The organism is Vibrio sp. 10N.286.51.C3, from assembly GCF_003050065.1.
Taxonomy (GTDB): domain Bacteria; phylum Pseudomonadota; class Gammaproteobacteria; order Enterobacterales; family Vibrionaceae; genus Vibrio; species Vibrio crassostreae.
This window is the reverse complement of record NZ_PIGC01000019.1, coordinates 45,484-59,460: the sequence shown is the minus strand read 5'-3', so window position 1 is coordinate 59,460 and position 13,977 is coordinate 45,484. Positions and strand designations below refer to the sequence as shown.

The following is a 13,977-nucleotide window of genomic DNA, read 5'->3' as shown; positions in this document are numbered from 1 at the left end:
TGTAAACTGTTCGATGTGATTTCATGCTATACGACTTGTGCCGGTTCTGTCGGTTTTGCGGTTTCCCCTTTATCTGAGCCTTTGTTTGTAATGTGGTCATATTTTTCAGTGAGGTGGTCTTGGATCTTTTGGTGATATGCGCCGTTCAGCTTGTAAAAGCGGAAGTAGATGATTAGCGCAATGGCAAAGAAGAAAGCTGGTAGACCAACCATGATGCATTGCATGCCGAATACGGTTTCAGGGCTTTGCGTTACGTTAGGTACATAATCAACAGCGGTGAGCGCGATACCGATAAAGAAAGCGGCAAATGCCGAACCTGCTTTTACGACCAAGGTTTGCACTGAGTAAGCGATGCTTTCGCAACGAGAACCCAGTTTAAACTCACCGTAATCGACCGTGTCTGCCACCATGATGACGTTAAGTACCCAGAATAGCGCTGTACCAATTTGTAGAAAAACGCCTGCTGTTGATATCAGCAGAATGCTCTGTTTGTCGTACATGCCAACGTAGATGAGTACTGCGCTGCCTAAAATAGGGAAAGACGATGCACATGCCCACAGAACTCGGCGTGAAAACATCTGGGCAAGTTTAGGGAACAGCACCAGTGTGATGAGGTTAGCAATACCTGCATAAGCCATGTAGTAAGGGAAAAGTTCTTCATTACCCACCACATAAGTGAAGTAGTAAACCGCGAACGCTGTAATGATGTTGGTCGCGAGGTTATAAGACAAAGCCATACACAAAACACTAGTCAGTTGGTCGTTTTTGTAGATAAGTGACAGTAGCTTTTTCAGTGAAACCTTTTCTTCAGGTTGATTTGTGTCTAGGTTGGCGGTTGAATAACGTTCTTTTACATTACGCAAAGTAATGAAAGTTGATACCAAGAAACAAGCGATCAACAAGAGTGTAAAAATCTGGAAGCCGAACCCTTTATCGTCCCCACCTACGTAGTTCACGAAAGGCATTGCGATAGCCGCAGTTACAATCCAAGCTAGGCTAGCAAAGAAGCGAGGGTATGGGACGAGCTCTTCACGTTCACGCTTATCTAAGGTGAGTGTTGGGACCAGTGACCAAAAAGGGATATCCATTAGTGTGTAAGTCATGCCCCACAAGATATAGGTGACAGCGGCGTATGCGATTAACCAAGGACCTTCGATGTAATGCGCACTAAACACCATCAGAAGAACCACGGAGTTAGCCAGTGTGCCAATTAAAATCCAAGGTTTGAACTTGCCCCATCGAGTGCGGGTATTGTTGACTAACCACCCCATAATAGGGTCATTGACGGCATCCCAGATGCGTGCGACGAGGAAAATGGTGCCGACTGTAGCGGCAGAAATACCGACTACATCCGTGTAGTAAAACATTAGGTACATGTAGACGATGGTGATTGCGAAGTCTTTACCAAATGCGCCAAAGCCATAACTTAGCTTGGTATTCATAGAGATACTCATTGCCACTCCTTACGCCTCCTCGGTGAGAAGGCGTTGATATTCACGTTGTTGTATGTTTTTTTAGTATGAAGTTACTTGTTAACCCACTCTGGTAACCAACCCTGATGGGCTTCAATCAAGTCATCAACCAGCGCGTATATCTCTTCTATTCCAAGTACGGCGGCAGTATGAGGGTCAAGCATCGCAGCATGATAAATACGGTCGCGGTTTTCAGTGAGAATGGCTTCTGTTAATAGAGTTTGGACGTTGATGTTAGTTTGCATCAATGCGGCCAAGTGATTTGGTAGGCGGCCAGCTTTGATTGGTTGCACACCATTGGCATCGACTAAACAGGCGACTTCAACACAGCAACCGTGCGGCAGGTTATCGATTAAGGCTTCGTTTTTAACGTTGCCATAGATGACGCTAGGTGTACCCGTCCAGATAGAATTCATGATGGTGCTAGCGTATTCGTGAGATTCCTCAACGGTGATCTTATCGGCCGTTTTGAACTCTTGAAGGTCTTTTTTCCAATCGGCAATTTGTTCGACACAACGTTTAGGGTATTCATCAAGTGGCACTTTATAACGTTCGATTAAATCTGGACGATTTGGCTTGATAAAGTAGGGGGTGTATTCAGAAAAATGTTCAGAAGACTCTGTCACGAAGTAGCCAAGCTTCTTAAACATCTCATAGCGGACTAAGTTGGTGCAGCGACCATTGTGATAAATACCCGGCTTAGGCGCTTGGCCACTCTCAAAGGCTTCAAGTAGGTCTGGATAAATGTCGACGTACTCACCGCTTTCTGTTTTTTTCTCGAGGGTTAGGTAGTAAGCCATGTGGTTAATGCCTGCGCAGGTATAGCGAAGATCTGCGTAATCTAAGTCTAGGTCGCGTGCTAGTTCTTCTGCGGTACCTTGTACTGAGTGACACAAACCGACTTGTTTAATGTGTGGATACTTCTCGTACATTGCCCATGTGTTCATTGCCATTGGGTTGACGTAGTTAAGCATGGTCGCGTTCGGGCAAACCTCAGTCATATCTTCACAGACACTCCAAAGATGCGGGACTGTGCGTAGCGAACGCATAATACCGCCTGGGCCTAGTGTGTCTGCGATGGTTTGTTCCAGACCATGGCGCTTACACACTTCGAAATCTGTGACGGTACATGGCTCGTAGCCACCGATTTGAAAGGCTATGACAACAAAATCTGCACCTTGTAGTGCCTCTTTTTGATCTAAATGGCATGAGATAGAGCCAGTCGCACTGGATGATTCCATCAACTTACTGACGACAAGGTGAGACTCTTCTAATCGATTCTCATCAATATCCATCAATGCGACATGAGCATTTTGTAGTGCTGAACGGTGGAAAACGTCGCCAAGAATGTTCTTAACAAAAATGGTTGAGCCTGCACCGATGAATGTGATTTTAGGGCTTTGCATAGTGGGATCCTTTATTTCTCTGAGTTCTTTGTTGATGCAGATAAATTACACCTAGAACCCATGTCGATTCGTCTCAGATAATCGAATAGCTCTCCTGTTTTCTAATATTTTTAAATCATTAAATAGAAATCTTAGGAAATGGGATAACTTGTTGGCTTTTAAGGAGAGAGGATATGCAATGAGGCTAGTTTTGCACTTAAGATACTGACTCTAATCACATCGTGATGATCTTATGAATTGGGGTACTGCGTCTCTATGATCGCCTTCAGAGTTTTATTATCGAGGAACTGTTAAAACTCAGCTATACGATTTCCTAAGGAGCGAGATATGCCGCAATCAGCCCCAGATACGGTGAGAATTATCACTTTAGATAAGTATTCATCCGAGACCGTGTCGGTAAGCCCACTGTCTCTCTATTCTTCCTATGAGAAAATCGATATTGAACTCAGAGCCCCTCATTCCATGCCTGGTTATCATTGGCATGGTCAAATTGAGGTGAATATACCCTTTGGCGATGATGTGGAGTACATCATTAACGGTAGCCCGGTTGTGGTCAAAAGTGGGTCGATTGGCTTGTTTTGGGCATCGGTACCGCATCGACTGACGAATCCAGGCCAATGCCATAATATGGGAATCATCAACATACCGATTCACCATTTTATGTCGTGGGCTCTCAGTCGGGATTTAGTCAACCAGATCACTCACGGCAGTGTGTTGCAATCGAATTCTTGTTCGCTGATCAGTGAGTTTGAAATCTCACGTTGGGCAGAGGAGATAAAGCATTCGTCCGAAAGTCGTCAACAGTTGGCTATGGATGAAATTGGCCTAATGCTTAAACGAATCTGCCTTGATGGCTGGCAACAACTGTTGGTAAATCGACAGGATAAGTCGACTAAGAAAGGGGTATCGAAACACTCGCAATTCTATGTCAGCCAGATGTTGGAATATATTGCGACTCACCATAATCAGCCATTGACCGTTAAAGATATCGCTGAACATATCGGGTTACACAGCAACTACGCGATGAACGTATTTCAGCGAACGATGCAGATGACTATTAAGCAGTACATTACTGCGATGCGCATCAATCATGCTCGTGCTTTACTGAGTGATACGGACAGAACTATTCTCGATATCTCACTCACGGTGGGCTTTAATTCGAGTAGTCGATTCTATGAAACCTTCCAAACGTACATTGGTGTCACGCCGACTCAATATAGAAAATTAGCTAGAGAAGATCACCGATGGAGCAGTCATGGAGCTAGCCCTCTATACGACCTTGAGAAAGGGGCATGTGATGGGAAGCGGCCGTTAACAACGAAAGACAGTTAGCGATATTGATACAACCCGATAAAAGCAAAGCCACAGCATGTGCTGTGGCTTTGTTGCGATGGAATCAAGAGAATTTGTGCTTTGTAGATCGTTATCGATTAGCGATTCACTTGCTCGACAATCTCGCGTGTTAAGCGGGCAATCTCATCCCACTCTCCATTTTCAACGAGTTTCTTGTCGACCATCCATGTACCACCGCAGGCTAATACTTGAGGCACCGCTAAGTAGTTATCGATGTTTGATGGCGTGATACCGCCTGTAGGCATGAGTCTAATGTCGCCGTATGGACCAACGAGTGACTTAACCATCCTGATTCCACCTGAAGCTTCGGCAGGGAAAAACTTGAGAGTCGTTAGTCCCATCTCAAGTGCTGCTTCAACGGTGCTTGGATTGTTCACACCTGGAATGATATCGATGCCGATCTCTTGGCATGCTTTAACTGTGTTCGGATTAAAGCCCGGTGATACCACAAAGGTCGCGCCCGCTTCTTTAGCAGCGAGTGCTTGCTCGCCATTTAAGATAGTTCCTGCGCCGATCAGCATCTCTGGCTGTGCTTGGCGAAGTAGTCGAATCGCTTCAACAGCGGCGTCTGAACGGAACGTAATCTCAGCCGCTGGCAACCCATTCTCAGCCAATACTTTGCCTAGAGGGATAATATCCTCTGCGTTATCAATGGCGATAACAGGGATAACTTTAAGTGCTTTTAGTTGTTCGTTAATTGTAGACATGTTTGCTTCTTAATATCAGTTTGAAAGGGTGTCGGTGATGTATTTTGGGATGATTGCGCCATGATGTTGAATCACCAATCCGGCTAATGCATTCCCTTGGTGGCAGGCTTCTTCAATAGAACCTCCAGCGAGATAGCAAGATAAGAAACCGCCATTAAAAGAGTCGCCAGCAGAGGTGCTATCAACCACCGTCTCGACAGGTGTCGTTGTGATTTTTACTGGCTCACCTTCGGGCTTTTCGCTGATCAAGCAGCCTTCAGCACCAAGCTTGACAACAACGGTTTTGACGCCGAGTGCATGTAGCCTTGTTATGGTGTCTTGTGGCGTTTGATCGCCCCATAGCAGTTGTTCGTCATCAAAGGTAACCAAGGCTATATCTGTCGTTTTATAGGCAAGCTGAGAAGCTTCTTTGGTTGCGTCTTGTGAGTCCCACAACTTTGGTCGGTAGTTACTATCAAAGGCGATGGCCACACCACGTTCACGTAGGCTTTCGATGATAGTGAGCAACTTTAGCTGATCGCCATGAGGCAAGATCGCCAGAGAGATTCCACTCAAAAACACCATATCGACATCTTCAAGTTGGGCGGTTATTTTGTCGAAATCTGGGTGCTGTACCATGTAGCGAGCAGCCGAGTCATTACGCCAATACAGAAATGTGCGTTCACCAACGTCATCTAATTGAATCAGATACAGGCCTGGCGAGCGCTGCTCGTCAATCAGCACGAAATCAGTTGATAGCCCTTCATCCTGCCATCGGTTAAGCATCTGCTGACTGATAGCGTCTGAGCCTAGCGCTGTGACATAACTGGTACGAATCATAGGTGTATCTGACGAACAGGAATGGCTGGTGGCACTTCGGTTCAAATAAACAGCGGCGTTGAGCGTGTCTCCACCATAGCTTTGTTGCATGTTGCCAAATGGCGCGCCATTCAGTTCAATCATGCACTCACCGATGATTGCGATGTGGGTCATAATATAGCCTTAGAAAGGAAAGGTTGGATTTGTTCGTATGAAGAAAGCATGACCATAACGAGATACGGTCATGCTTTTTCGATTCTAATCTTACGGGAGTGAGACTAGCCGATTACTTGTTGTCTAGTTTCACGAACAACAGCGTTAGAACATAAGACAGTGCGAACACACCAACCACGCCCATTAGTGCTTGAATGAAGTTTTGCGTACCGCCTGCAAGGTAAGCCGGTAAGCTGAATACAGAAGAAAGAATGTAGCTGGTTAAATGCGTATCGATTGTTACCGAGATAGCACCGAACACACCTGCAGCCAAACTCGCGGTCATCATCGCTTTGGTGTATTTCGTTAGTACACCAAATAGAGCCGGCTCCGTGATGCCTAAGATCGCGGTAACACTTGAGCCCATCGTAATTGAAGATTGCTCTTTAGATACCGTTTTACGTTGCTTATGCCAGATAGCCATTGTCGCGCCAGCAATTGCCATGTTACCTAAACACATGATTGGCATAAGTAGATCCTTACCATACAGTGCAAAGTTGTTGAGGCTGATTGGTGTCATGCTGTGGTGAATACCAAATACGATGGTAATCGGGCGAGTCAGACCAAACACAAAGCCTGTTAATGTCGGAGAGATTTCCAGTAGTGAACTCATTACCCAACCCGCGCCATTACTTAGCCAGATGCCCGCAGGGCCAACAAATGATAGCGTGATGGTTGAAGTCACCGTAAAGGCAAGCAATGGTGTAAATACTGGTTTTGCTGAAGAGGGTACCAGTCGGTCAACTAACGGAGTCACTTTTGACAGTAACCAGATAGCGAGAATAGCCGGTACGATAGCGCCGCCGTAGTTAAGCAGTTCAATCGGTACTACGCCTAGAACCGTCAGCTCAGGTGCAGCGCCAGCATCTTTTAGCATCACCGCTTTATCTACTAGCTTGGGGGCTAACATTGCAGAGGAAACAGCAAGCGCGATGTACTCGTTTACCTTGAATACTTTGGCTGCAGAGAAAGAGACCAGCATAGGTAAGAAGAAGAACACAGCAACAGAGATAGAGCGGAAGAAATAAACCGTGTCTGAGGTTTCAGAGATAACATTGGTTGCAATAAGGCCAGACAACAGGCCCATCAACATACCAGCGCCAGCGATTGCGGGTACAACTGGACCAAAGATGCCCGCGACAATGCGCATCACGCCTTGGAACAGCTTGCCTTTCTCTAGCTCATCAGCCGGATTAGCGTCAGCTTGTTGAGTGTTTGATAGCGCGTTGAACCATTTCTCTACCTCAACACCGATGATGACTTGAGTTTGACCTTGTTGAAGTACCACACCTTTCACATCTGCGATCTGCTTGATCGCTTCTTCGTCTACCAGTGACTCGTCTGATAATTTGAATCTCAGCCTTGTCATACAGTGCGTGATACTCACGATATTGTCTTCACCACCAAGTGCAGTGATTAATAACTGTATATTTTCTTTGAAATTTTTCTTCTTCGATGATGACTTTGAGTTATTAATAACGGCATCACTCTTTTCTACCATTTGCATACTACACCTGTTATTGGAATATATTTAACTCGAGAAATCATAACGACAACCAATTTAAATCCAACGGAGTAAAAAGAGATCTCAATCACATTTAAAATCCGAAAAATTAATTTTTCACCGTTTTTGGCCAATTGGTATGTTTTGTTTATCAAAAAAAAACACTTAACGTACCAATTATTTTTAGGCGAAAATTAGCGCTTGAAATGTGATTTTTAAAGCGGTTAGATAATAGGAGTTGACTTAAGTTTAGGTTATTTAATTGTGAAAGAAACTATTATATCTGATATCCATTGTATTATTACTAAACCAGACAGACACAATCTCATTACTGTGGTAGTTGAAACGAATGAAGGAGTGACTGGGTTTGGTTGTGCGACATTCCAACAAAGACCGCTTGCTGTAAAAACAATGGTCGATGAATATTTAAAACCTATTCTTATTGGTAAAAATGCCAACAATATTGAAGACTTATGGCAAATGATGATGGTCAACGCTTATTGGCGAAATGGCCCTGTTATCAATAATGCAATTTCCGGTGTTGATATGGCACTGTGGGATATTAAAGCCAAATTGGCGGGTATGCCGTTACACCAGTTATTTGGTGGTAAGTCTCGTGATGCTATTCCTGTATACACACACGCGACTAGCGACACAATGGAAGGTATTTATGAGCTGGTGGAATCTTTCCTAGACAAAGGCTACAAGCACATTCGTTGTCAGCTTGGTTTCTATGGCGGCGTTCCAACCGATTTGCATACCACTCAAAACCCGACTGAAGGCTCATATTACGACCAAGATCAGTACATGGACAATACTCTAACGATGTTTAAGTCGCTGAGAGAGAAATATGGTAACCAATTCCATATTCTTCATGATGTGCATGAGCGCCTATTCCCGAACCAAGCGATACAATTTGCCAAAGAAGTCGAGCAATATAAGCCTTACTTCATTGAAGATATTCTGCCGCCAAATCAAACGGAATGGTTGGATAATATTCGTAGCCAAAGCTCAGTTTCATTAGGTTTAGGGGAGTTATTTAATAACCCTGAAGAGTGGAAATCATTGATTGCTAACCGTCGCATTGACTTCATTCGTTGTCATGTTTCACAGATTGGTGGCATTACTCCTGCTCTGAAACTCGGCCATCTATGTCAGAACTTCGGTGTTCGTATTGCATGGCATTGCCCACCAGATATGACGCCAATTGGCGCAGCGGTAAACACGCATTTGAATGTGCATTTACACAATGCCGCCATTCAAGAACATGTCGAGTACAACGAGAATACGAACAAGGTATTCCCGAACGCTGCAGAGCCAATTAATGGCTACTTATACGCTTCTGAAATCGCAGGTATTGGTGTTGAAATCGACCGAGAAGTTGCAGCAGAGTTCCCTGTTATGTATCGCCCCCATGAGTGGACTCAAAGTCGCCTTCCTGATGGCGCGATTCATACCCCTTAACTCGTATTTTTAATATCAAATGGTCGCTATAAGCGACCATTTTCTTATTTAATATATTTACCAGATATTACGTATTATCAAAAATTATATTTCTAGTATCACTAAATTAATGATACTAGATGTGAAATAGTATTAGTGGCTAATCTATAGCGTAATTAACTTATATATAAAAATTAACCATATTAAATCGAATTTAAAGGTTACTTCTTATCTCGGAAGCTCATGCTCTCACTGTTAAAAGGCGTGTGGTAGGTGCATTGGTAGTTGATGTCGATAATATCACTGACGATGAACAGTTCCCCCGATGCTAAGAAACCTCGGTTGGTGATATTCATGACTGCCGCATTTTTTTTGCAGCCGAGCAACTCCGCATCTTCTTTAGAAACATTGATCGCTTGATACGTTGTTAAGTAGCTATCGATCTGAAGGCCTTTCGCCAATGCATGTTTCTGGATTGAGCTTTCAATGATCTCGGCATTCATTTCTGGGAAGACGTTAACAGGGATCTTGGCTTCTTCTATTTGAACTACTTTGTTGTTAATCAATCGAAGCCGTCTAATTTTCCAAATGTAGTCATTGTTGTCTAAAGAAAAAATCTGCTGTTCGTGGTTATCGGGTAGCGCTTTATTCAGCTGGAGCTTTTTATAAGAGATCTCTTCAAAACTGTTTTCAGTAATGGAGTTGTACACCAGTGGTGTACCAATCAGAGAAGTGTTGACGAAGTAACCAGAACCCACCTTAGATTTCACCATGCCAATAGCCTCTAGCTTGGCTAGTGCTTTGCGAATCGTGAAACGAGATAATCCATATATTTCAGATAGTTCTCTTTCAGCAGGAAGCTTATGGCTGATACTGTTTTGGCAAATTTTGCTCACAATATCTTGAACAACTAATTCATATTTTTTCATTCTAAAAACTTAAAAAAGCACTCATGGTGATTAAATTATAGTTAACTAAATCAGATACTCAGCGCATTCCGAGCTAGCCGGTAATTCTAACATAGAAGGCCAATTAGATGATGGGAAATAGGGTGTTTTGGAGGGCGAATTAGAGGGTTACTTCTGGGGGGTGTGACTTTATTCTCTTTCTTGATTAGATAAGCGTGAAGGCGAGGTTACATGCAAGCAAATAATAAAAAAGCCACAGCATTTACTGTGACTTTTGAATCTAACCTGATTTGAAGAGGTTTAAGCGGTTGCAGATGCTAGGGGGGTCATCCGCAACGCCTAATATCTAATGAGTGTGGCTGCTATTTACCCACGAAACCGTTGTACAACATGTAAAGGTGCGCTGCACTCCAAGAGAAGTTATTCGCGCCCTGAACCTCGCCCGTTTCTGGGTTGTAGTTTTCCTGAATCGGGGTAGATTCTGTTAGGCCTTGTGCATTTTGGAATAGCTTGTCGACCATTTGACGCGCTTCTACACCGTAGCCATAGTTGTCCATACCGCGCACACCAAAGTAGAACTGATCTAGCCACACGCGACCACGCCAGTAAATGTCTGGGCCGTAAGCCGGGTTGTCCATTGATGCCGTACCTAGCGGAATCTTAGGTGAGTTAAACTTGCTGGTATTCAGCATGTTCTCCACGACTTTGTCCGCGTGTTCTTGCGTCGCGGCGTTGTTGAATAGTGGTGACCAACCTTCAGGGCCCATGCCTCGCTTCACTAGTACCGGACCTGCACATTGGTTAGGAAGTCCATTTGGTACCACTTCGATATCGTAGTAGAAGCCTGTTGACTCATCGTACATACAACGGTTGATGTACTCTTTGGTGTCCGCTGCTTTTTCTGCAAACTCGGCCGCTTTGTCTGCTTTACCCAGTACGTCGGCGATTTGCGATAGGTATAGGTTATCTGAGTACCAGTAAGATGCTTGGTCTACCGACTCTTGCATCAATGAGTAACCTGAGAGGTTGCTTGAATCGTCAGTGTTCTCGTTGAACTTCACTTCCCAATCTTTCTTCGCTTGAGCCAATTTGTTCATGTTCTCAAGCGAATTATCAAGGTAGGTCACCACTGAACCGTCTGCGCCCATCGCAATATTGTACGTGTTGTCAAAGCCATTGGTGTCGTGCGCGTAGCGACCCATTTGGTCTATCTCTTCCGCTTTTTCTTGTGTCGGTTGTTCAGATAATCCTTGTAGGTTATCGATAGTGTCAATAAAGCCGAACACGCCCGCGTTATCACGACCCGACTCCCAACCCGCTGCGACTTTTGCAGGGATACTCATCGCCGTGTAATCACCAGAAGTCAGCAATTCGTTGTACTTCTCGATACTCGTTTCTTTGAGCCACGTATCGCCATTTGCCTCGTCTTTATATTGGAATTTCATGTCGTCCACAGACGCATCTGATCCCCAAGAACCGTCATTCACGTCACCTGCGAAAACCGTGTGAATTGGATCTTTCGCTGCGCCATATTCCGGAATTCCGTTCTTGTTGGTATCACGAGCACGTAACCACCAATCGTGGAACGCCACTAGCTTCGGATACATTTCTTCTAGCCATTTTTGCGCTTCTTCTGGACGGTTATGCTCATCTTTCAGTGCGGTATACACTTCCCATACCGCCCATGCTGCCAGTGATGGCTTAGTATTACGCTCGTTCCAGTTCAAGCCATCTGTCGCTTGAGGGAACACTTTTTTGTATTCAGTAGACATGCCTTCCCAGCGTTCTGCTGGCAGGTTGTAAGTCACAACATCAAGCAGGTAACCTTCATCCCAAGGGCGCACTGGATCATCAGACTGCACTTGGTATTGGAATACAGTACGAATGTTTTCCATCGCTACATCTGGGTTGAAGTGTGACATTGCGTAAGCTTGCTTCCATGTATCCCACGGCCATGTCATGTTGCCTGAGAAGTAAGGAGCCGTAACGGAAGGGGTTACCGTGTCGTGGTCAATCGCACCCGCAGCTCCACGCCAGTTCGCGTTCAATGTTTCCATTGCTTTTACTGCAACGAACTCATGCTCTTTTGAAGCCGCATCGTTGGTGAGACCGTTTTCTAGGTACTCTTCCCAACGCATTGCTGAATCGTGCATGTAACCTTTTGGATCGGCCATTACTTTATCTAGTTTTGCAAACTCAGACGCTTGTTCTTTGGTGTTTTGAACGTGAGTGTAAGCCGTGTATAACGTGATCTCTTCGCCATCACCTAGAGAGGCCGTTTGCACGAAACCTTTCTTGTCATCATTGATGGTAGAAGTTTCTGGTTTGATAGAACGCGTCACTTCGAACTTTGAATCGCTAGATGTCAACAATGACCATGAATCACGAACTGCGCCAAAAGAGACTTCTACACCACTGTCTGTCGCTGTAATTTCACGGGAGTAAGTTGGGTAAGCTTCTTCAACACTACGGACTGTGCTGTCTTCATTCTTGTATGCCGTGCCATCATCCGCACGATAGTTTTGCATCAACTCACCATCCCATTCACCTTGAATATCTAGCTTATTGGGGTTTTTGATGGTGGTTTTTGCAAGAGAAGTACGATTAGTCACAAAACGCATTTCTAGCTCGGCTTCGATACCGTTCTCGCCTGTATACGTTTGAATCAACGCACCTGGTTGTGAGTATGCGTTTGTCAATTCTAGCGGCATTGGCTGGCCGTCGACAGCCAGAGTCAAACGGTCGAAACGTGCAGCCATGAATGATACGTATTCTTCGGTCAATAGCGCTGTACCACCTAGTGTGATTTCACCACCTTTGGTGTCTAACGTGTGGCCATGCCATGAGCCGTTATCGAACATTGGAATGTAGCGCAGGTGGCCGCCGTGTAAATCACGCAATGCCACAGGTACACCTGCACGATCGATGGTGTTGTGGAATTCGGTTGCTTTAAGTGGAGCATCCACATTCGAGCTATTATCACTACTGTTGCACCCGCTTAGTGTTAGAGCAACCCCGACAGCAATCGCACATAAAGACGTTTTAAACTGCATGTTATATCCTTCTTTATTGATTTTTGAATCTGATCAGGCGAAAAAAGGTCGAGACATGCCCTGCCGAGTTTCGTGAAGAAGATTCAACCTTATTTATTTCACTTATTGGTATGAGAAAAGAGCGCTATTTGCGTCTATTCTTTCTTTATTCAACTTGTTTAAATAACAAGTTATTAATTATTTAATAATATTGTGCCTTGATGGATTACGACTAGATTCCTTATCAATAAAATATAAATTATTATTAGTGCGTGTTAATCATTATTCGTTTGCCATCGATATGGATTTTAATAATTCACCGTCAATATTTGGGATCGTATCAGAAAGAAATATCTGATTGCCTGGAGTGTAGGTCATTAACACATTTCTGAGTCGTTCACTGCCTTCTCCATTCTTGTTTTGTACATCAAATTCAATCAGTTTGTTGTACACTTCGTTAGCCAGCTTTTCTTCTTGTTCTTCAGTAATAGCAATGCGTCCTATACAGATCGGAGGGCGCACGTCATGGCTGAATACTTCATCTCTAAAGCGCTTAGCAAACAACGTATCAAGCTTAGATCCTTCTTCAAAAATAAAACGGCCTTGATCTTTGAATCGGTATTGGTCATTACCTTTCAATTCAACATAATCCATCATTTCTAATGCGCGAAAATATATGGCGACTGACGTATGGCTCAGTTGGTATTTATTGGCAATATCTTGAGGTGACCATTCCTTGCGTCGTAATAGATACAGAAAATCAAACAAGTACGGATATTGATGGAATATTTCACTGTTTATATCCGTAATAAACTGTTCGTTCTCTTGCTGTAACTGTTTGCCTAGAATAGATAATTCTACTAAGTCAGTATCTAAATGAGTTGCGTATGAGAGTATTTTATCCAGCCCTAAAGACGTGTTGTGTAGTTGTCTTTTAATGGTTGAGAGAGGAATTCCCATCCCGGCAGAGAGATCGGAATAACAAATCCCTTTCTCTTTGATTTTTTCTCGTAAAGCAGCAAGTAAATACGTTGCAGAATTATTCATCTAACAATGCCTGTTCTATTTTCGTCAGTATCCTTGATAATAAATTCAAGAGAATCCTACTCTTGTGATTTTGGTTCCAAATATTTTCAATATT

Annotated in this window: 10 protein-coding genes; 2 read left to right on the top strand and 8 right to left on the bottom strand. The window is 44.0% G+C overall.

Annotated elements, in window-relative coordinates; all coding sequences use genetic code 11:
• Positions 1–26 precede the first annotated feature (26 nt).
• Positions 27–1,454, bottom strand: coding sequence for a melibiose:sodium transporter MelB (gene melB, locus CWO27_RS18700; RefSeq protein WP_107899363.1), 1,428 nt, complete (start codon positions 1,452–1,454; stop codon positions 27–29).
• Positions 1,455–1,525: 71 nt separating this feature from the next.
• On the bottom strand, positions 1,526–2,878 hold the full coding sequence (locus tag CWO27_RS18695; RefSeq protein ID WP_102478413.1) for an alpha-glucosidase/alpha-galactosidase: 1,353 nt from the start codon (positions 2,876–2,878) through the stop codon (positions 1,526–1,528).
• A 327-nt stretch (positions 2,879–3,205) separates the two neighbouring features.
• Between CWO27_RS18695 and melR the strand changes: the two genes are divergently transcribed.
• On the top strand, positions 3,206–4,210 hold the full coding sequence (gene melR / locus CWO27_RS18690) for a transcriptional regulator MelR (RefSeq protein ID WP_102478412.1): 1,005 nt from the start codon (positions 3,206–3,208) through the stop codon (positions 4,208–4,210).
• 98 nt (positions 4,211–4,308) lie between these two features.
• Here melR and CWO27_RS18685 read toward each other — a convergent pair whose 3' ends face one another.
• From CWO27_RS18685 to CWO27_RS18675, 3 genes are all read right to left on the bottom strand, one after another.
• Entirely contained in the window at positions 4,309–4,938 is a 630-nt protein-coding gene (locus tag CWO27_RS18685; protein ID WP_107899362.1) for a bifunctional 4-hydroxy-2-oxoglutarate aldolase/2-dehydro-3-deoxy-phosphogluconate aldolase, read from the bottom strand.
• Between the two features lie 15 nt (positions 4,939–4,953).
• Positions 4,954–5,910 (bottom strand): sugar kinase, encoded by a 957-nt coding sequence (locus tag CWO27_RS18680; protein WP_107899361.1) that lies wholly within the window; start codon positions 5,908–5,910, stop codon positions 4,954–4,956.
• Positions 5,911–6,022: 112 nt separating this feature from the next.
• Positions 6,023–7,456 (bottom strand): PTS transporter subunit EIIC, encoded by a 1,434-nt coding sequence (locus CWO27_RS18675; RefSeq protein ID WP_107899360.1) that lies wholly within the window; start codon positions 7,454–7,456, stop codon positions 6,023–6,025.
• Between the two features lie 261 nt (positions 7,457–7,717).
• Here CWO27_RS18675 and CWO27_RS18670 point away from each other — a divergent pair, with 261 nt between their 5' ends.
• The gene (locus CWO27_RS18670; RefSeq protein WP_048662511.1) at positions 7,718–8,917 is read left to right on the top strand and encodes an enolase C-terminal domain-like protein; all 1,200 of its coding nucleotides are present in this window, start codon (positions 7,718–7,720) and stop codon (positions 8,915–8,917) included.
• A gap of 200 nt (positions 8,918–9,117) precedes the next feature.
• Here CWO27_RS18670 and CWO27_RS18665 read toward each other — a convergent pair whose 3' ends face one another.
• The 3 genes from CWO27_RS18665 to CWO27_RS18655 all read right to left on the bottom strand — a co-directional run bounded on the left by CWO27_RS18665 (position 9,118) and on the right by CWO27_RS18655 (position 13,883).
• Entirely contained in the window at positions 9,118–9,825 is a 708-nt protein-coding gene (locus tag CWO27_RS18665) for a GntR family transcriptional regulator (protein ID WP_102480509.1), read from the bottom strand.
• A gap of 341 nt (positions 9,826–10,166) precedes the next feature.
• The gene (gene ygjK, locus CWO27_RS18660; protein WP_102480510.1) at positions 10,167–12,857 is read right to left on the bottom strand and encodes an alpha-glucosidase; all 2,691 of its coding nucleotides are present in this window, start codon (positions 12,855–12,857) and stop codon (positions 10,167–10,169) included.
• Between the two features lie 261 nt (positions 12,858–13,118).
• Positions 13,119–13,883: a helix-turn-helix domain-containing protein gene (locus CWO27_RS18655; protein WP_102480585.1), complete on the bottom strand. Its 765-nt coding sequence runs from the start codon at positions 13,881–13,883 to the stop codon at positions 13,119–13,121.
• Positions 13,884–13,977 lie beyond the last annotated feature (94 nt).

Bases quoted from the DNA above. Each gene is read 5' to 3' on its own strand.
- melB (WP_107899363.1), bottom strand. From the start codon at position 1,454: ATGAGTATCTCTATGAATACCAAGCTAAGTTATGGCTTTGGCGCATTT.
- CWO27_RS18695 (WP_102478413.1), bottom strand. From the start codon at position 2,878: ATGCAAAGCCCTAAAATCACATTCATCGGTGCAGGCTCAACCATTTTT.
- melR (WP_102478412.1), top strand. From the start codon at position 3,206: ATGCCGCAATCAGCCCCAGATACGGTGAGAATTATCACTTTAGATAAG.
- CWO27_RS18685 (WP_107899362.1), bottom strand. From the start codon at position 4,938: ATGTCTACAATTAACGAACAACTAAAAGCACTTAAAGTTATCCCTGTT.
- CWO27_RS18680 (WP_107899361.1), bottom strand. From the start codon at position 5,910: ATGACCCACATCGCAATCATCGGTGAGTGCATGATTGAACTGAATGGC.
- CWO27_RS18675 (WP_107899360.1), bottom strand. From the start codon at position 7,456: ATGCAAATGGTAGAAAAGAGTGATGCCGTTATTAATAACTCAAAGTCA.
- CWO27_RS18665 (WP_102480509.1), bottom strand. From the start codon at position 9,825: ATGAAAAAATATGAATTAGTTGTTCAAGATATTGTGAGCAAAATTTGC.
- ygjK (WP_102480510.1), bottom strand. From the start codon at position 12,857: ATGCAGTTTAAAACGTCTTTATGTGCGATTGCTGTCGGGGTTGCTCTA.
- CWO27_RS18655 (WP_102480585.1), bottom strand. From the start codon at position 13,883: ATGAATAATTCTGCAACGTATTTACTTGCTGCTTTACGAGAAAAAATC.